The 19,201-nt window shown below is 49.9% G+C and carries 12 protein-coding genes, 2 tRNA genes and 3 rRNA genes; 4 read left to right on the top strand and 13 right to left on the bottom strand.

The genetic code is table 11. The annotated features are described in order from the left end of the window. Window position 1: 1 nt before the first annotated feature. Entirely contained in the window at window positions 2–730 is a 729-nt protein-coding gene (locus L6466_RS05595; protein ID WP_091819305.1) for a sulfite exporter TauE/SafE family protein, read from the bottom strand. Between the two features lie 101 nt (window positions 731–831). Here L6466_RS05595 and L6466_RS05590 point away from each other — a divergent pair, with 101 nt between their 5' ends. Together L6466_RS05590 and L6466_RS05585 are read left to right on the top strand one after the other, a co-directional pair. Beyond that, the gene (locus L6466_RS05590) at window positions 832–1,974 is read left to right on the top strand and encodes a cation diffusion facilitator family transporter (protein WP_091855100.1); all 1,143 of its coding nucleotides are present in this window, start codon (window positions 832–834) and stop codon (window positions 1,972–1,974) included. A gap of 7 nt (window positions 1,975–1,981) precedes the next feature. After that, a complete protein-coding gene (locus tag L6466_RS05585) occupies window positions 1,982–2,677 on the top strand; it encodes a DUF554 domain-containing protein (protein WP_237793063.1) in 696 nt (231 codons plus the stop codon). Here L6466_RS05585 and L6466_RS05580 read toward each other — a convergent pair. Further along, entirely contained in the window at window positions 2,646–3,581 is a 936-nt protein-coding gene (locus L6466_RS05580; RefSeq protein WP_237813095.1) for a putative 2-dehydropantoate 2-reductase, read from the bottom strand. The genes L6466_RS05585 and L6466_RS05580 overlap by 32 nt on opposite strands. A 121-nt stretch (window positions 3,582–3,702) precedes the next feature. On the opposite strand from L6466_RS05580, the gene L6466_RS05575 reads away from it, so the two are divergent. Then, the gene (locus L6466_RS05575) at window positions 3,703–5,229 is read left to right on the top strand and encodes a Y-family DNA polymerase (protein WP_237813094.1); all 1,527 of its coding nucleotides are present in this window, start codon (window positions 3,703–3,705) and stop codon (window positions 5,227–5,229) included. A gap of 23 nt (window positions 5,230–5,252) precedes the next feature. Next, complete coding sequence (locus L6466_RS05570; RefSeq protein ID WP_237796690.1) at window positions 5,253–5,459, top strand: hypothetical protein; 207 nt, start codon at window positions 5,253–5,255, stop codon at window positions 5,457–5,459. A 58-nt stretch (window positions 5,460–5,517) separates the two neighbouring features. Here the strand turns inward: L6466_RS05570 and hemG are convergent, their stop codons facing one another. From hemG to L6466_RS05515, 11 genes are all read right to left on the bottom strand, one after another. Continuing rightward, window positions 5,518–6,870, bottom strand: coding sequence for a protoporphyrinogen oxidase (gene hemG / locus L6466_RS05565; RefSeq protein ID WP_237793066.1), 1,353 nt, complete (start codon window positions 6,868–6,870; stop codon window positions 5,518–5,520). A gap of 16 nt (window positions 6,871–6,886) precedes the next feature. After that, window positions 6,887–8,251 (bottom strand): oxygen-independent coproporphyrinogen III oxidase, encoded by a 1,365-nt coding sequence (gene hemN, locus L6466_RS05560; protein ID WP_237793067.1) that lies wholly within the window; start codon window positions 8,249–8,251, stop codon window positions 6,887–6,889. Then, window positions 8,236–9,483: an MFS transporter gene (locus L6466_RS05555; protein WP_237803513.1), complete on the bottom strand. Its 1,248-nt coding sequence runs from the start codon at window positions 9,481–9,483 to the stop codon at window positions 8,236–8,238. Before L6466_RS05555 ends, hemN begins: the two co-directional genes overlap by 16 nt. 8 nt (window positions 9,484–9,491) lie before the next feature. Then, entirely contained in the window at window positions 9,492–11,570 is a 2,079-nt protein-coding gene (locus tag L6466_RS05550) for a TonB-dependent receptor (protein ID WP_237803514.1), read from the bottom strand. Window positions 11,571–11,918: 348 nt separating this feature from the next. Further along, window positions 11,919–12,031 (bottom strand): 5S ribosomal RNA (gene rrf / locus L6466_RS05545). Window positions 12,032–12,166: 135 nt separating this feature from the next. After that, window positions 12,167–15,062: ribosomal RNA gene (locus L6466_RS05540) — 23S ribosomal RNA — on the bottom strand. 215 nt (window positions 15,063–15,277) lie between these two features. Beyond that, window positions 15,278–15,354, bottom strand: a tRNA-Ala gene (locus L6466_RS05535). 24 nt (window positions 15,355–15,378) lie between these two features. Then, window positions 15,379–15,452 (bottom strand) — tRNA-Ile (locus L6466_RS05530). 170 nt (window positions 15,453–15,622) lie between these two features. Then, window positions 15,623–17,152, bottom strand: a 16S ribosomal RNA gene (locus L6466_RS05525). The 16S, 23S and 5S rRNA genes sit together here with 2 tRNA genes alongside, the layout of an rRNA operon. Before the next feature lie 343 nt (window positions 17,153–17,495). Beyond that, entirely contained in the window at window positions 17,496–18,215 is a 720-nt protein-coding gene (locus L6466_RS05520) for a Bax inhibitor-1/YccA family protein (protein WP_091817503.1), read from the bottom strand. Between the two features lie 90 nt (window positions 18,216–18,305). Further along, window positions 18,306–19,199, bottom strand: coding sequence for a hypothetical protein (locus L6466_RS05515; RefSeq protein WP_143005761.1), 894 nt, complete (start codon window positions 19,197–19,199; stop codon window positions 18,306–18,308). Window positions 19,200–19,201: the final 2 nt, after the last annotated feature.

Below are 19,201 nucleotides of genomic sequence, written 5' to 3'. Positions count from 1 at the left end.
TTTAATTTGTCATGAGTATGATGATGCCGCTGACGCAGATATAGGCATAGACAATATAGCGGAAGATGCGGTTGGGAATACGCTTGAAGACGTATGCGCCGAGCATCGTGCCGATGACGACACCACTAAGGCCATAGAGATAGCTGGTGGCGACTGTCGCGGTGAAGAAGCCATTGCAGGCTCTCACGCCCGTCATCATCAGATTGCCAATCAGGAAATAGGTCTGTGCCATCGCCATATAGTGCTCCTTGGTAGGCTCACTCTGGATGAAGTAAAGCACGGCGGGCGGGCCTTGCATACCAAAGAAGCCACCCATCAGTCCGCTGAGCGTTCCCGCGCCGACCTGCACCCTCTTTGTAGTCGGCAGTTTGATGCGCTGGCTAAAAAGCATGAAGTAGATGCTGATGAGGATGAGCACCACACCAAGGATGCGCTGCAGGATATGGTCTTCGATACGCGTCAGGGCAAAGATGGCGATGGTAGAGACGACGACAAACGTCAGCAGGATAGGCCAAAGCCGCTGCCACGTGACATAGCTGCGCAAACGCCACACGATAGCCGCAGATGTGGTGATAGCCAGCAGTCCTGAGAGCGTCGTAGCCTCGCCATAGCTGGGCATAAGAAACGGCAGCATCGTCATGATGAAGATGCCGAAGCCGAAGCCCGTGGTGCGCTGGATGAAACTGGCACCGATGCTCAGCAGGAATATGGAGAGGGCAATGCTACTCATTTCCTAATATTTATCAAAACTTGCAATTTTTCATGGCAAAGGTAACTATTTTTCATTGATTTTTCGTATCTTAGCGGCCAGATTTAATATGTTTTGTGATTATGGACAGAAGTTCTCAAATTATCCGTACCAGTTGGATAGGCATTATAGCCAACGTATTGTTGGCAGGCTTCAAGGCCGCAGTAGGTATCCTGGCCAGCAGTGTGGCCATCGTGATGGATGCCGTCAACAACCTGAGTGATGCGCTGTCGAGCGTCATCACCATCGTGGGTACCAAACTCTCCCAGCGTCCTGCCGACAGGAAGCATCCCTTCGGTTTCGGTCGCATCGAGTATTTCAGTGCCATCATCATCGCCGTCATCGTGCTGTCAGCCGGTATCACCTCGCTCATCGAGTCGGTGAAGAAAATCTTCGACCCCACGGAACCGGAATACACCACGACGACACTGGTGGTTATCGTGGTGGCTATTGTGGTGAAGCTTATCCTGGGCCAGTATGTGAAGAAGAAGGGCGAACAACTGAAGAGCGACGCGCTGATAGCCTCTGGCTCGGATGCGCTGTTTGATGCCGTCATCACGCTGGCCACGCTCGTATCGGCGGGAGTCATGCTGCTGTGGGGGGTGTCGCTCGACGGTATCCTTGGCGCCCTGATATCGGTTGTGATTATCAAGGCCGGTTTCGAGATGCTGGCCTCGCCTGTCAACGAACTGCTGGGTACGAGTATCTCGGCCGAGTACGCCCAACAGATCCAGAAGGAGGTATCCGACTTCGAGGGCGTGCATGGTGTCTTCGACCTGATACTGCACAACTACGGTCCGGACGTGAAGATTGGTTCGCTGCATATCAACGTGTATGATACAATGTCGGCCCACGACATTCACGGACTGACGCGCCGCATCTCTACGCAGATGTACGAGCGTCACGGCATCATCATGACCGTCGGCGTCTATGCCGTGGCTACAGGCGAGAACCGCCGTGCGGAACTGCAGTCGCAGGTGATGCAGGCCCTCGCTGCCCACAAGGAGATTGTTCAGGTGCACGGCTTCTACTATTCAGAGAAGAACAAATACCTCTCCGTCGACATCGTGCCTGATATCTCCGTCCACGACGAGGCCGCTTTTGTCAGTCAGCTGACCACAGAGCTACAGCCGCTAGTGCCCGATACAAAGGTGGTTGTGGTGGTGGATCACAATTACGCAGAAATACTATGTACCGCTGATCAGGAAACAAAAACAAAATCATAAACTGGCAATGATCGGAACAATAGTCAACGCAACCACCATCATCGCAGGCACCATCATCGGCAGTCTGCTGCATCGTGGTGTGAAGGAGAAATACAAAGAGGTCTTATACACCGGCTTGGGACTGGCATCGCTGGCCATCGGTCTGAATGCCACCATCAGCCACTTCTCTCAGTCGCAGTATCCGGTGCTGTTCATCATCTCGCTGGCCATAGGCGGCGTCATCGGCACGGCACTCGACATAGACGGGAGGTTCAAACGGCTCGTTGACAAGTTGCAGCGCGGAAAGAAACAAGACGGCAACCGGCTCGCCGAGGGACTCTCGACAGCTATCCTACTCTACTGCATCGGACCACTGTCGATGCTCGGCCCTGTCATCTCGGCCCTGAAGGGCGACCACACCTTCCTTTTCACCAACGCCACGCTCGACTTCGTATCGTCGATGGTGTTTGCCTCTACCTACGGCATCGGCATGGTCCTGGCAGCACCCGTACTGTTCTGCTGGCAGGGCATGTTCTGGCTCGTGGCCCATATCAGCAGTACCGCCATCAGCGATGCGCTCATGGCAGAGTTACTGATTGTGGGCGGACTGCTTATCACGGGCAGTGGTCTCTCGCTGTTGAACCTGAAGGACTGCAAGACGCTGAATCTCCTGCCCGCCCTCCTGGTGCCCGTCATCTGGTTTCTGATACGTGCCATGGTATGAGAGCAGCCTCCAGGAAACGAAGCTCTGCCTCCAGCATCTCCAGCTTTGGCATCGGACAGCCGGCCTCACGGGCAATTTCCAGGGGACGGGTGTATAGATAGTATATCTCCATGGGACGGTGGAAGTCGTAATCCAGTCGCATGGACGGCGAATAGGGTGTCATCGCATCGGTGGTCTCAATCATCTTATCCACAAACGATTCGTCCAGATTCTTTACACCCAGATGCTGGGCTGCACTGACTACTTCCATCATCTGCTCGCGAATCAGCTGACGGGTAGATTGGTTCTTCAGCAGTTGGTCGGTCTGCGTGTGCAGCGCTACGGTCATACCATTGAACGGCATGTTCCACACGGCCTTTTTCCATCGTGCCTCATGATACTCCACCAGTCCTGTCTCTATGCCGGCCTGACGGAACTCATCGACCACGGTCTGCATCAACGCTTCGTCCTTGCATGAATAGTTGGCCAGGTTGATGCTGCCATAACACTGGTGACTGACAAGTCCTGGCTCTGTCTTGGCAGAACAGATAAAGGCTAGTCCGGCAGCCAGTTGCACATCGGGAAACATCTGCTGCACATCTTCCTCTACGCCAATGCCATTCTGGATGAGCACCACCAGCGTATGGGCATGGAGCAGTGGTGGGAGCAACGACTGCAGTTTGTCGTTGTTGACTGACTTCAGGCCCACGAGCACCACGTCGCATTGCGGCATATCTTCCGCACGTTGATAAACATTGACATTATCCAAATGAAACGAACCGTCGCAGGAGTCAACCTGCAGGCCGTGCTGTCTGACATACTCATAGTCGCGGTGCAGCAAGAAATGAACTTCCTGTCCTGCATGAGCCAGTTTGGCTCCATAATATCCACCAATGGCACCTGTGCCGATGATTCCGTATTTCATGTCAATAACTATATTTTACAATGCGACCGCAAAGTTACGCTATTTTTAGGAATTCCATCCCATTTTATGCGATTTTCATTGTATCAAGCTGCATTTTTCCATTCTTTTTCGTACCTTTGCAATGATTGATGACATCGACGTGAACCAAAATCGGACATATATTGCCATCGACCTGAAGTCGTTCTACGCTTCAGTGGAGTGTGTGGACAGGGGACTTGACCCACTGACCACCAACCTCGTCGTGGCTGATGTGTCGAGGACGGAGAAAACCATCTGTCTGGCTGTTTCCCCTTCACTGAAAGCATACGGCATAGGTGGACGTGCGCGCCTGTTTGAGGTGGTTCAGAAAGTGCGCGAGGTCAACAACGAGCGCAGGAGGGCTGCCGGATGGAGAATGACCGGCAAGTCATTCAACGACCTGGAGCTTCAGGCTCATCCTGACCTCGAACTCGACTATATCGCTGCCCCACCCCGCATGGCACACTACATAGAGGTGAGTACCAAGGTCTATCAGACTTACCTGAAATATATTGCTCCTGAAGATATACATGTCTATAGTATCGATGAGGTGTTCATGGATGTGACGGCCTATCTGGGTACTTATAAGATGACTGCTCACGAGTTGGCGATGAAGATTATCCGCGACGTACTGGCTACAACAGGTATCACGGCAACAGCTGGCATCGGCACAAACATGTATCTGGCTAAGGTGGCTATGGACATTGTTGCCAAGAAGATGCCAGCCGACAAAGACGGTGTGCGTATTGCTGAATTGGACGAAATGGCGTATCGGCATGAACTATGGGATTATCGCCCTCTGACCAAGTTCTGGCGTGTGGGACGTGGGACTGTCGAGAAACTGGCTGTCTACGGTATTGACACGATGGGGAAGTTGGCGCGAATGTCAATTCAGAACGAAGGACTGCTATACCGTCTCTTTGGCGTGAATGCAGAGCTACTGATAGATCATGCATGGGGCTGGGAACCATGTACCATAGATGCTGTGAAAGCCTACAGGCCAGAGACAAACTCATTCAGCAGCGGACAGGTTTTGCAGGAGCCTTATACTTTCAAGAAAGCCCGTGTGGTGATACGTGAAATGGCTGAGGGAATGGCACTCGACCTTGTATCGAAACGTCTGGTGACTGACCAGTTGGTGCTGACCGTAGGGTATGATGCCGAATGTCTGACACGTCCTGAGATCCGCGAAAAATATCATGGTGAGATTACCACCAACTATTATGGAAAGGCTGTTCCCAAGCATGCTCACGGCACGTTCAACTTCGAGAGCCCTACGTCATCATCACGGCTCATCATGGATGGGGCAACTGAATTGTTTGACCGCTTCGTGAATCCTGATTTACTAATCCGCAGACTGAACCTGACAACAAACCATGTGGTATCAGAGGAAGCTGCATCGGCACAGGATAAAACGCCCCAGCAACTTGATCTCTTCACCGATTACGAAGCGTTAGAGAAACAGCACCAGGAAGAGCAGGCTAAACTGGAAAAGGAACGGAGGATGCAAGAGGCACAGTTGAAAATCAAGAAGCGTTTCGGTAAAAACGCTATTCTCAGGGGCTTGAACTTTGAGGAGGGCGCCACGGCCAAGGATCGCAACAAGCAAATAGGAGGACATAAGGCTTAGTTAAGAATTAAGAGTTAAGAGTTATGGATAATTACGACGATATCATCAATCTGCCGCATTACGAGCCGAAGCATCACCCGAGGATGTCGATGTGGAACCGTGCAGCCCAGTTTGCACCTTTTGCCGCACTGACCGGCTATGATGATGCCATTAAGGAATCTGGCCGTTTAGTAGAAAACCAGACAAATATGGCCGATGACTATAACATGTACGAGGAGTCTCATTTCTGAAACTCCTCGCATTTTTCTGATGTAGCCTGCTAATTGCATTTAGAAGGCAACATGACTTCTAAAATTTCTCGGCAATCTTTGCTGCCTGATAAATTCGGTTGCCCATACCTATGCCATCACGCATGTTACCTGCAAGAATCAGGCCAGGATAATCCTGCTCAATACAGCGGATTGCTTCAAAACGGGCACCACTATCCGCTCCATACTGAGGAATAGCATGCTCATGACGGAAGATACGGATCATATCGGGCTTTATATCTGCAGGATATTTCAACATGGAATGGAATGCCTCGATAACAATCTGCCGTATCTCGTCATCACTCTTCTGAAGATACTCCGGATGACGGGCACCACCTATGAAATAGGAATACAACGCTCCACCATCGGGGGCACGCTGCACGAAGCACTCCGAGGGGAAGAGGATACCCAGCAGCTGCTGCTTTTCCTTACTGGGCACCAAACCGCCAAAGGCGGGCTTATTGAGCCCACGGGCATCACGGATACCGACGCTCACCTGGATAACGGGAGCGTAGTACAGATTACTGATATGCTCCATCATACTGCTTGGCACAAAGGGCAGCATATCGGGCAATGCATAGGCTCCTACGGTGGTGATAACATGGTTGCAGCGTATCTCCTCTGCCCCGTCATTGTAAGACACGCGCCAGACATGCGCTCCATCGGGACGTACCCTGATATCCTGGGCATTGGTCACAATGTTGACGTTCTGTGCCAACGCCTCTACAATCTGTTGCAGACCGCCACGGGCTGAGAAAACTTTTCGCGTGGCCAGTCGGTCGCGATCGGTCTTTGGTTCCTTACGCTTGGCAACAGCACCACGCACAAAACTGCCATAGTTGGTCTCTAGGTTATAGAGCTTTGGCAGGGCATAACGGGTGGTGAGCTTCATAGGGTCGCCGGCATAGACACCGGATACGAAGGGATCGACGGCATATTCAAAGAACGAGCGTCCCAGGCGGCGCTGGGCCAACGAGCCCACCGACTCATTGGGATCGTTTCCTTTTTTACGCCAGGGTTCGCCGAGGATACGGAACTTATCCTTTAGGGTGAACAAGGGGGTGGTGATGGCAGCCACAGGACCGGCTGGCAGGGCATGAAACTTGTTGCCTTTCCATATCAGACGACGTTTGGACGACTCGCGGGCTATCTCTAATTGGCAGCTACCGTCGAGGTTCTGAAACAGTTCGGCCACTTCAGGGAAAGAGACGACACCGGTATTAGGACCGCTCTCGAAGGTAAATCCGTCTTCTGTATAGGTACGTATCTGTCCGCCTATACGGTTCTGCTTTTCCAGCACCAGGACATCACGTCCTTTCTTCTTCAGATTAAAAGCTGTTGAAAGACCGGTGAGTCCAGCTCCAATCACAACGATATCACATTTTTGAATCATCGGGAAAAAAAGGGAATTATATGGGAGTTGAGAATTGTTTATCTGTATGTCGCATCAAGGGGTCGAGGACAGCTGCCACACAGCGCACCAACGAACAGGCATCGGCATGCACGACAATGTGGTCGTCGTCGAAATCCAGAATACCGTCGGCTGCCATGTCCTGCAACTGATGCTCATCATAGTGGCAGGCTGCCCGGAGGGTGTCAACCGTAACGCCCATGCGCTCTGCCACCTGATGCCAGTTGAGCTGATAGTTGCACATCAGTGTCTCCACCACCTCGCGCACCAGTTTCTGCTCGTGCGACAATGTATAGCCTCGCTGTATGTAGAACCGTTTCTGGTTGATGGTCTCGATATAGGTTTTGATATCACGACCGTTCTGCACATAGGCATCGTCAAGCTGACTGATAGCCGTCACGCCGAAGGCATAGACCTGGGCTGTGGTGCGACGTGTGCAGTAGCCTTGGAAATTGCGATGGAGCATGCCCGACTGCAGGGCGGTATACAGTTCGTCCTCGGGCAGCACAAAGTGATCCAGTCCTACACGCTGATAGCCTGCTTGTGTCATCACCTCTGAGGCGGCTTCATACATCGCGCTCTTCTCCTCCATCGAGGGTAGTCCTATACGGTCCAGTATCCGCTGGCGTGGGAAGAGCTTGGGTAAGTGGGCATAGGCAAAGGTCACCAGACGGTCTGGACGCAGTTCTGCTGCCTGTTCTATGGTATGCCGGAAGGAGTCGACAGTCTGCAGGGGCAGACCATAGATGAAATCAAAGTTGACCGTGGCGCCCGATGCTCTCAGTATCTGCAGCACATCACTCATAGGGAGCAACGAGGGACGGCGGTTCACTGCCTGCAGCACGTCGGTCTTCAAATCCTGCATACCGATGCTATATCGGGTGAACCCGCACTCGGTAAGCTGCTGCCAGTCTTGCTCGGTCAGATAGCCGGGATGGCACTCGATGGCTATCTCCGGACGGTCTATCGCAGGTGCAATGCTCAGCAGGTGCTCGTTCAGCTCCTTTATCATTGATACGGGAAGCGACGTCGGACTGCCTCCGCCATAGTGTATCTGCGAGATTTGTCGGCTGCGGTCTATCTGACTGGCTACAAGGTCTATCTCCTGATGCAAGGCATCGACATAGTCTTTCACGGTGTCGGCCGATGCTGCGGGATAGGAATTACAACCGCAATAGTGGCACAGATGACGACAGAAGGGGATATGCAGATAGAAGGATATCTGGTTCTGACGGGCTGTGTTTGATGCTGCAACGACACGCTGATAGTCGCTCTCACTGAATGCTGTGAAATAGTTGGCTGGCGGATAACTGGTGTATCGCGGCACAGGACGGTTGTATTTCTGTATTAATTCTGGCTGCATGCTTTATTCCTGAAAAAAACGAGTATATAGCACAGCGACAGGGCTGCAATGAAACTTTCTGTAAGAAACAGGCCATGATAGCCAAAGTGCTGGGCCACAGAACCGCTCAGGGTGGCAATGATTATACCACTGAGATGGGTGAGCACGGTCTGAATAGTGAAATCGGTGCCTTCACGTCCGGGGCGCACACACTCCATCGCTGAGGTATAGACCACAATAGTGGCTATGCCGTAACTGCTCCACATCAGGATGATACCCAGATAGAGCAAAAGGGTGGAAGGCTGCGAGAGGTACGACAGACCCAGGAAATAGATTGTGGTGAACAGGATGAAGCAGGCAAAGAGAATACGGGTGAAGCGGATGCCGACTCGACGCAACAGCAGACCTGCTCCAAAGGAGGCGCAGAAGGCGGCTGAGGTTCCCACGATGCCACTCATCACGCCTATCTCTTTCATGTCGTATCCAAGGTCCACTAACCAGGGGCGCATCATGGAGAGAATGCCTATCATGCTGGCATAATAGAGCATCAGAAAACCTATCTGACGCCAGATGCCACGCTGGGTGAAGAACGAGGCAAAATCGGTGAGGCGGGCACGCTCTTGTGTGCTCTTTGCCGCTATCACTGGTTCACGACGCATAATCAACGGTATGAGCATCAGCAGCACGAAGAGTCCTAAGCAGAGGGTGACCGTCTGCCAGCCAAAGGTATGTAGCACTACCAGCAACAGACCGCTACCAACGAGGGCGCCTCCGAAACTGCCCATAGACTGCATACTGTTCACCATACTCTTATCCCTACCCCCATGCATCAGGATGGCTAATGCATCAGTAGCGATATCTTGTGTGGCTGACGCCACCAGCGACAGACAGACAAGGGCGATGATGAGATACAGGTTGTCACTCACATCAAACAGGCCTGCCAGAATGATAAACAGGGCATAGACACACTCGCTGCCAATGATGCAACGACGGAAATCACGACCTGTCAGACAGTGACGGTCGACAACTGGCGACCAGAGGAATTTGAGTACCCAGGGCAACTTCACCAACTGAAGAAGTCCGATAGTCGCTAAAGAATAATGAGCTTCTCGCATCATCACCTGAAGGGCGGTAGCAAAGAAGCTGGAGGGAATACTCTGAGCTATGTAAAGGCAGAAGAACATCGGTAGCCCGATGCCTCCTCTGCCTATTAAAGATATTTTATTGAGTTGTCCTTGCTTTTCTTGTTGCATCTTTTTCATTAGAGATCAAAAATCAGCGATGTTCCAAAAGAGACGGGGCGTCCCTGCTGACCATAACCTACATTGGTCTTGAAATAGTAGGTCAGATAATCGGTATTGGTCAGGTTCTTTCCCCATACCTCCCACGTCAGCAGACCGAAGGTGGCACTCACCTTGGCATCGAGCAGGGCATAGAATGACTGACTGACGGCGTTGTCCTCGTTCCAATAAATCTTACCCATACCATTGACACCGGCACTCAGCACAATACGGTCAACGGTCTTACAACTGGGCAGAATGGTGTAAGCGCCTCTGAACGAGAGGGTCTGACGGGGAACAAGGGGCAGCATCTTGCCGGTATAGTCCACTGTGGCACTCTTCTTATAATTCAGGAAGCGGGCATAGGTGTAACCGTAGCTCATACGCAGTGTGAGGGGCTGCACAGGACGAACGGTAAGACCAAGTTCTACACCCTTGCTGTCGGAATGACCGGCATTGCGGGTGATATTACCTACGCCTGGCACAGTCTGCGTAATCTGCTGATGACGCCAGTCCACATAGAACAGGGTCAGGTCGGCCTGCAAGGCGTGGTCAAACAGTGAGGTCTTTGCTCCAATCTCGTAGTTCCAGTTGTACTCGGGCTCAAACGTACGCTCATCGTCCTGGGTAAAGGTAGAGTTAAAACCGCCTGTCTTGTAACCTCTTGTCACCGATGCATAGACCATATTGTCGTTACTGAAGAGATACTCAAGGGCAAACTTCGGTGTGAACTGGGTGAAATTCAGTGTGCTGTTATAGGTATCGGTCGGTGCGCCCAGCGTTCTGTCCCATGCTGTTGCGGTCTTATATGACTCATAATCTTCCTTAGCATGCTCATAGTCGAAACGCAGACCCAACTTTGCATTCAGACCGCCAACAATACGCAGTGATGACTGGTGATAGACGGAAAGACCGGTTGTTGGACTGTCATAGAATTTTGGGGTGCAATAGTTCTGCGAAATATAGGTGGTATAGAGGGCCTTCTTATAACTGTCGTTGAAGAAGAAAGCACCAAACATCCACTGATAACGACTGGCTGTTGTTGACTTAATCGTGAGCTCCTCACTGAAAATATTCTGACGCACACGCTGATTTACCCAATAAAGGTCGGCACGGGTGAAATCCTGGTCAATACCCTGATTATCATCAATATACTGATAGGCTGTCTGACTGTTGAAACTAAAGCCGCTGCCTTCGTAACGGGCATTCAGACCAGCAGTGGTCAACTGGCGCAGGTAAGAGCTGTAGCGGTTGTAGTTAATCTCGCCTACAGTACCATCTGCCTCGTTATACAGGCCATAGGGGTATCCTCCCTGGTCACTGTTACGATAGCTCAGGTCGGCTGAGATGGTCCAACGTTCGGTGGGCTTCCAGAACACGCGACCGCGCATAAAGCCTTCGTTAAACTTATCTATCTTACTGTCATCGAATGCGTTACGGAAATATCCGTCGTTGTGATGATAACTACCATTCACGGCAAAAGCCAGCTTATCGCTCAACTTGCTGTAATGACTGGCATTAACTGATACGTCATTATAACGTCCATACCCTACTTTCACGCGTGTGCCCTGATAGTCGAATGGTGAACGGGTATAGGCATTGATAATACCACCGATGCAATTACGACCATAGAGTGTACCCTGCGGACCGCGAAGCACTTCCAGTGAACTTACATCAAACAGATCATCATCAAATGCTGAGCGCTCCATGTGGGGCACGCCATCAATATAGAATCCTACTGTAGGACCATTTGTCTTGGCACCCACACCACGTACGAAAACGGGGGAGTTCTGACGCGTGCCATACTCTGGAATAAAGAAGTTGGGCACTACATAACCCAGATCCTTAATACTGGTCATCTCTGCCTGACGGATATTGGCAGCAGAAATGGAAGTAATAGAAAGAGCTTCCTTGATAGGCGCATCCTGTTTAAAACCTACTACAGTAACCTCTTCTACATTGTACTGTCGTGAAATTGTTGTGTCAGCTGTTTCTCCTACTCCATCCGCATACATAAAAATGGGACACAGTAATCCTAGAAATAATAAATGTTTTTTCATTATTATATTGAAGTTTTTGTGTTGTTAAGCGATTGCAAAGGTACAAACATAAAACTATCAACACAATCCCCATTTATATTGATTTTTGAAAACCATAGGTCAAGGCATCCTAAATCATAGACTTTGAGGTCCAAACCATAGACTTAGGCATCGTAAACCTATGGTTTCCGACCTCAAAGTCCCTATTTTCCGATCTCAAAATCAGTGAGTTTGAAACTACCAAAAACAGGCTTCACCGGAACACTCTGGAAATGAGCAGTTTACAGTAAAGGTGAAACCTAAAAAAATAGTGCATACAAACACGAAAAAGACCCTGACTCATTGCTGAATCAGGGTCTTTACTAGTAAAAATGGCAGCCTCCTACTCTCCCGCATTGCATTGCAGTACCATCGGCGCAAGCGGGCTTAACTTCTCTGTTCGGAATGGGAAGAGGTGGGACCCCGCCGCAATAGCCACCTGAATATCTTCGCTAAATTGATAATTGACAATTGATAATTGACAATTATACAACCGCGTATAAGGTTGACATATCACACTAAGACTGAAGACAAAACTTCAGCGTCAATACTGTCACAGTTGAAAGCATGCGCTTTATTAGCGAAAGCCTTCGGGCAATTAGTAGTGCTCGGCTTTGACATCACTGTCTTTACACCTGCACCCTATCAACGTCGTAGTCTACGACGACCCTCAATGGAGCCCTCATCTTGTGGCCGGCTTCGCACTTAGATGCTTTCAGCGCTTATCCGATCCCGACGCGGATACCCGGCGGTGCACCTGGCGGTACAACCGGTAAACCGGAGGTCAGTCAAACACGGTCCTCTCGTACTAGTGTCCGATCCACTCAAGACTCCCACGCCCACGATAGATAGAGACCGAACTGTCTCACGACGTTCTGAACCCAGCTCGCGTGCCACTTTAATGGGCGAACAGCCCAACCCTTGGGACCTTCTCCAGCCCCAGGATGTGACGAGCCGACATCGAGGTGCCAAACCACCCCGTCGATATGAGCTCTTGGGGGGGATCAGCCTGTTATCCCCGGAGTACCTTTTATCCTTTGAGCGATGCAGTTTCCATACACTTGCACCGGATCACTAAGCCCCAGTTTCCTGCCTGCTCGGCATGTCTGCCTCCCAGTCAAGCGCCCTTTTGCCTTTACACTCTATAAGGCCGGTTACCAATCGGCCCGAGGGCACCTTTGGAAGCCTCCGTTACGCTTTTGGAGGCGACCACCCCAGTCAAACTACCCACCAAACAGTGTCCACGCAACTGCGTGTTAGACCTCAGGCAGCAGAAGGGCCGTATTTCAACGGCGGCTCCATGAACGCTGGCGCGCCCACTTCATAGCCTCCGGCCTATCCTACACATCCGATGACCAAGGTCAGTGCTAAGCTGTAGTAAAGGTTCACGGGGTCTTTTCGTCCCATCGCGGGTAATCGGCATCTTCACCGATACTACAATTTCACTGAGATCGTGGCCGAGACAGCGTCCGGATCATTACACCATTCGTGCAGGTCGGAACTTACCCGACAAGGAATTTCGCTACCTTAGGACCGTTATAGTTACGGCCGCCGTTTACTGGGGCTTCAATTCAATGCTTCATCCGAAGACTGACATCTCCTCTTAACCTTCCAGCACCGGGCAGGTGTCAGGCTGTATACCTCATCTTTCGAGTTTGCACAGCCCTGTGTTTTTGTTAAACAGTTGCCTGGACCTATTCTCTGCGCCTCACTTAAAGTGAGGACCCTTTATCCCGAAGTTACAGGGTCAGTTTGCCTAGTTCCTTAGCCACGAATCTCTCAACGCCTTAGTATGTTCTACCCGACTACGTGTGTCCGTTTGCGGTACGGGTACCACACGGGTTAAGCTTAGCGGTTTTTCTCGGGAGTATGTTTACCTGCGCTATCAAGTTCTTCCGAAGAAGACCCTGTACTGTCACGTTCGGCTCGGAGTGTGGATTTGCCTGCACTCCTCAGCACCTACACGCTTCAACGTGCTATTCCGTCAGCACGCGGCAGTGTCACTGCTCCGTCACCACGTCGCCCCGTATGGTAGTCACGGAATATTAACCGTGTCAGCCATCGCTCTCGCCGTTCGGCTTAAACTTAGGACCCGACTCACCCCGGGGTGATTGACATCGCCCGGGAAACCTTAGTCTTATGGCGGACGGGAATCTCACCCGTCTTATCGTTACTTATACCTACATTTGCTTTTCCAGAAACTCCAGCAGAAGTCATCTCCTGCCTTCGACGTCGCTGGAATGCTCCCCTACCGATACTTTTTAATGCTATCCCGCGCCTTCGGTACCTGTCTTATACCCGATTATTATCCATGCACGGCCTCTCGACTAGTGAGCTGTTACGCACTCTTTGAATGAATGGCTGCTTCCAAGCCAACATCCTAGCTGTCATCGAGGCCACACTTCGTTAGACTAACTCAGACAGGATTCCGGGACCTTAGACGGCGGTCTGGATTCTTCTCCTCTCGGGGACGGACCTTAGCACCCGCCCCCTTACTGCCGGACTGCAGACCGTGAGCATTCGGAGTTCGTCAGGTCTCGATAGGCGGTGAAGCCCTCTTGACCTATCGGTCGCTCTACCTCTCACGGTGACCATCCGACGCGGCACCTAAATGCCTTTCGGGGAGTACGAGCTATCTCCGAGTTTGATTGGCCTTTCACTCCTACACACACCTCATCCGGAAGCTTTTCAACGCTTATCGGTGCGGACCTCCATCCCGTGTTACCGGGACTTCATCCTGGACATGTGTAGATCACTCGGTTTCGCGTCTACCCCATCCGACTTGGGCGGCCTCTTCAGCCTCGCTTTCACTGCGGTTGCGCCCCAGAAGGGCTTAACCTCGCCGGACATGGTAACTCGTAGGTTCATTATGCAAAAGGCACGCCGTCACTAAATAAATTAGCTCCGACCGCTTGTAGGCGACTGGTTTCAGGTACTATTTCACTCCCCTAATAGGGGTGCTTTTCACCTTTCCCTCACGGTACTGGTTCGCTATCGGTCTCTCGGGAGTATTTAGCCTTACCGGATGGTCCCGGCAGATTCGCGCAGAATTCCTCGTGCTCCGCGTTACTCAGGATACCACTAGGCCTCATTTCACTTCGCGTACAGAACTTTCATCTTCTATGGTTGAACTTTCCAGAACATTCTGCTCATGATCAGAGTACCACGGCGTGGTCCTACAACCCCCATTATGCATTGCTACATAACAGGTTTGGGCTCTTCCCCGTTCGCTCGCCACTACTAGGGGAATCATTGTTTATTTTCTCTTCCTGGGGGTACTAAGATGTTTCAGTTCCCCCCGTTTGCCTTCCTACCTTTGTAGGAATAACAGTCCTTCAGACTGCTGGGTTGTCCCATTCGGAAATCCCTGGATCAAAGATTATTTGCATCTACCCAGAGCTTATCGCAGCTTATCACGTCCTTCATCGCCTCCGAGAGCCAAGGCATCCACCAGACGCCCTAACTTGCTTTCGCCTATATACATTAAACATTTATGATTAAACATTAAAGATTAAACATTAGACATTCAATGCATAGCTCATACTTTCAGCTGTAATTTTGAGATTTCTTAATCTACTCAGTTTGACTTCTTAAAGTCTTTACTTACAGTCTTGTGTGTCAATATGTCAAAGATCTCTGTACTTGAAACATTAAACATGAAACATTAAATTTCAGAGGTCGTCCGTACTTGGTGGAGAATAACGGATTCGAACCGTTGACCCCCTGCTTGCAAAGCAGGTGCTCTAGCCAACTGAGCTAATCCCCCAACTTTTCGTTTTCGAGTCGGATGTAGTCCCAGGCAGACTTGAACTGCCGACCTCCACATTATCAGTGTGGCGCTCTAACCAACTGAGCTATAGGACTGGCTTCAAGCTTCGCCGTTACTACGCTCAGCTTCATCTTTCTCTATTCTTATATATAAACATCAGCAGTAAAGAAGCACTGGGTTAAAAACTAACCTTCTTAACTAAAAGCGGTAGCAAATTCTTCACTTTTCACTATTCACTTTTACCTTTTATAGTCATTCTCTCCAGAAAGGAGGTGTTCCAGCCGCACCTTCCGGTACGGCTACCTTGTTACGACTTAGCCCCAATTACCAGTTTCGCTCTAGGCCGATCCTTGCGGTCACGGACTTCAAGCGCCCCCGGCTTTCATGGCTTGACGGGCGGTGTGTACAAGGCCCGGGAACGTATTCACCGCGCCATGGCTGATGCGCGATTACTAGCGAATCCAGCTTCATGGGGTCGGGTTGCAGACCCCAATCCGAACTGAGGATGGCTTTTAGGATTAGATGCGCCTTACGGAACACCATCTCTCTGTACCACCCATTGTAACACGTGTGTAGCCCCGGACGTAAGGGCCGTGCTGATTTGACGTCATCCCCACCTTCCTCACACCTTACGGTGGCAGTCCAACCAGAGTGCCCAGCATAACCTGATGGCAACTAGTCGCAGGGGTTGCGCTCGTTATGGCACTTAAGCCGACACCTCACGGCACGAGCTGACGACAACCATGCAGCACCTCCACAGGAGCCCCGAAGGGCCTCATCATCTCTGAATCGTTCTCCTGCAGTTCAAGCCCGGGTAAGGTTCCTCGCGTATCATCGAATTAAACCACATGTTCCTCCGCTTGTGCGGGCCCCCGTCAATTCCTTTGAGTTTCACCGTTGCCGGCGTACTCCCCAGGTGGGATGCTTAACGCTTTCGCTTGGCCGCATACACTATATCGCATACAGCGGGCATCCATCGTTTACCGTGCGGACTACCAGGGTATCTAATCCTGTTCGATACCCGCACCTTCGAGCTTTAGCGTCAGTTATAGCCTCGCCAGCTGCCTTCGCAATCGGAGTTCTTCGTGATATCTAAGCATTTCACCGCTACACCACGAATTCCGCTGACGTCGAATACACTCAAGGAAACCAGTTCGCGACGCACTTCCACGGTTGAGCCGCGGCATTTCACGTCACGCTTAATCTCCAGCCTGCGCTCCCTTTAAACCCAATAAATCCGGATAACGCCCGGACCTTCCGTATTACCGCGGCTGCTGGCACGGAATTAGCCGGTCCTTATTCTTACGGTACATACAAAACGGGACACGTCCCGAACTTTATTCCCGTACAAAAGCAGTTTACAACCCATAGGGCCGTCATCCTGCACGCTACTTGGCTGGTTCAGACTTCCGTCCATTGACCAATATTCCTCACTGCTGCCTCCCGTAGGAGTTTGGACCGTGTCTCAGTTCCAATGTGGGGGACCTTCCTCTCAGAACCCCTACTGATCGCGGGCTTGGTGGGCCGTTACCCCGCCAACAACCTAATCAGACGCATCCCCATCCCTTAGCGGTAAACCTTTGGTTCATCTTGAATGCTCGCAACGAACAACATAGAGTATTAATTCGACTTTCGCCGGGCTATCCTCTACTAAGGGGAAGGTTGGATACGCGTTACTCACCCGTGCGCCGGTCGCCGACAAAGAAAGCAAGCTTTCTTCTCGCTGCCCCTCGACTTGCATGTGTTAAGCCTGTAGCTAGCGTTCATCCTGAGCCAGGATCAAACTCTTCATTGTAAAATTTGTATCTTTAAAGTTTTGCTAAAGCAGGAAATGCTGCTTTCACAATCTTTTATATCTGTCTCAGAACGACTATCCAGTATCAAGTTAAGAATTAAACGGTTTGTTTCTTCTACCCAAGAGCATTTCTACTCTCGCTTCTTGTACTACTTCTGTCTATGTAAATCTTTCAAAGAACTCTTTCTTTAGTGCCTTGCCCGTTGTTAGGCGAAAGCGGATGCAAAGGTACGACTTTTTTCTGAACCACCAAACATTTTACTACTTTTTTTCATAAAAAAATTGCAGGTTTTCGAGTTATTTGACAAACCTGCAATTATACACCTTATTATATATAAGGGGATCATTTCCTGTTTCCAAAAAATCTCAGCAGATAAAGGAAGAGGTTGATGAAGTCCAAATATAAGGTCAATGCAGCAAGAACTGCATATTTTTGAGTATGGGCACTTGCATCAGGTGCCATCTGGAACATCTTTTTAATCTTCTGTGTGTCGTAAGCCGTAAGACCTACAAAGATAAGAACACCAAGATAAGTGATGATAACATCCAGTCCGGTGCTAGCCAAGAAGATATTTACGACAGTAGCAATGATGATACCAATAAGGGCCATGATAAGAATACGTCCTATAGCAGAGAGGTCTTTCTTGATAAATAAGCCTACTGCCGACATAGCCCCAAAAGTACCTGCCGTAACAAAAAAAGTCGTCGCCAGGCTTGGAAGTGAATAAACCAGGAACAATGTTGAGAATGTTACGCCATTAAGGAGGGCATAGACAATAAACATCAGTGTGGCTGTTGTAAGCGACAGCTTTTCAATGGCTGCGCTAAGAGATATAACCAAGCCAATCTCTGCAATAAACAGAATCCATATAGCGGCGCGAAAATTAAGCAAGATATTGAGAATCATCTCATTACCTGCCACGATATAGGCAGTGAGGCCTGTGATAGCCAAGGCCATTGTCATCCACAAATATGTCTTCTGCATCAATACAGAAAAAGCTGCCGATGACTCTAATTCACGTTCACGTGAAAAAGAACGATAGTTGATTTCTTCGTAATCCATATTTTATAATATCTAATGTTAAACGTCGCAAAGATACGTAGTTTTTACGTGTTTAAAGAAAAATAGAGACAATTTTTAAGATAAAAAACACTAAAGTCCCAAGTCGTGAGCCAGAATAGCAGAGAATTTGCACGCTCCCTGATCAGACAGATGGTCTGAATCGAAAAAATCATTATCACTCAAACGAGCATCACGAGAGTAATCACATTTCACAGAACCATACTTTGCACAGCAGCTATCGGTCATTGCATTAATCCATTGCAATTGCCATGCCGGAGCTTTTCGAGTATAATCTTTACATACTGGAGTCTGAAGCAGAATCAATTTCACCTGATGCTGCTGACACCAAGAGGCAATGGAATCAACGTAATCCCGATTGCGATACGTGTACTCCCAATTCACAAAAAGATGTTCCCTTACATTCTTATATAAGAAATCGTCAGGGTTGCGATCGGCTACCACATAATTATTGCCCCACCCCAGACTGTCGCACATAACACTCTGTCCCTGATAATGATATCGTAGTTTCTGATGAAAATATCCTGCATTTGATAATTCAAAACCATACTGAGAAAGCATTGAATGAGCCCGATACCCCATATACAACTGATAATAAGTCACGCGTGCAGGCTCGTCACATTCCATTGGGACATCAAAGAGATTAGAATTATCAGCAACCAGGATTACCTGTTTTAGCGCATCATACCTATCAGCATAATGACAAAGCAAGAAATAATCCTGTTCCAAACGTTGCGATACATTACACAGATTAAAGATGCTATCGCCCATAGCAGAAGGTTTCAAAGCAAAATAGCCATGAGAATTGCCAAGTATGAGTGTCTTTACACCATGCGCATTTCGCAGCATCCACTCGTTCTTCATCCGATAAGTATTAGGAATAGTACGCATATACCATTCTATCACCGCCAACATACAGAAGACAGGAATCAGGAAAAAGACAACACGGAAAAGAAACTTTCTCATAG

Source organism: Prevotella communis, assembly GCF_022024175.1.
Classification (GTDB): Bacteria; Bacteroidota; Bacteroidia; order Bacteroidales; family Bacteroidaceae; genus Prevotella; species Prevotella communis.
This window is presented reverse-complemented; position numbering and strand designations above follow the sequence as displayed.

Excerpts from the sequence above, each read along its gene's own strand:
- L6466_RS05515 (WP_143005761.1), bottom strand. The coding sequence starts at position 19,199 with ATGAGAAAGTTTCTTTTCCGTGTTGTCTTTTTCCTGATTCCTGTCTTC.
- L6466_RS05590 (WP_091855100.1), top strand. The coding sequence starts at position 832 with ATGGACAGAAGTTCTCAAATTATCCGTACCAGTTGGATAGGCATTATA.
- L6466_RS05575 (WP_237813094.1), top strand. The coding sequence starts at position 3,703 with ATGATTGATGACATCGACGTGAACCAAAATCGGACATATATTGCCATC.
- L6466_RS05550 (WP_237803514.1), bottom strand. The coding sequence starts at position 11,570 with ATGAAAAAACATTTATTATTTCTAGGATTACTGTGTCCCATTTTTATG.
- L6466_RS05570 (WP_237796690.1), top strand. The coding sequence starts at position 5,253 with ATGGATAATTACGACGATATCATCAATCTGCCGCATTACGAGCCGAAG.
- L6466_RS05585 (WP_237793063.1), top strand. The coding sequence starts at position 1,982 with ATGATCGGAACAATAGTCAACGCAACCACCATCATCGCAGGCACCATC.
- L6466_RS05520 (WP_091817503.1), bottom strand. The coding sequence starts at position 18,215 with ATGGATTACGAAGAAATCAACTATCGTTCTTTTTCACGTGAACGTGAA.
- hemN (WP_237793067.1), bottom strand. The coding sequence starts at position 8,251 with ATGCAGCCAGAATTAATACAGAAATACAACCGTCCTGTGCCGCGATAC.
- hemG (WP_237793066.1), bottom strand. The coding sequence starts at position 6,870 with ATGATTCAAAAATGTGATATCGTTGTGATTGGAGCTGGACTCACCGGT.
- L6466_RS05595 (WP_091819305.1), bottom strand. The coding sequence starts at position 730 with ATGAGTAGCATTGCCCTCTCCATATTCCTGCTGAGCATCGGTGCCAGT.
- L6466_RS05580 (WP_237813095.1), bottom strand. The coding sequence starts at position 3,581 with ATGAAATACGGAATCATCGGCACAGGTGCCATTGGTGGATATTATGGA.
- L6466_RS05555 (WP_237803513.1), bottom strand. The coding sequence starts at position 9,483 with ATGCAACAAGAAAAGCAAGGACAACTCAATAAAATATCTTTAATAGGC.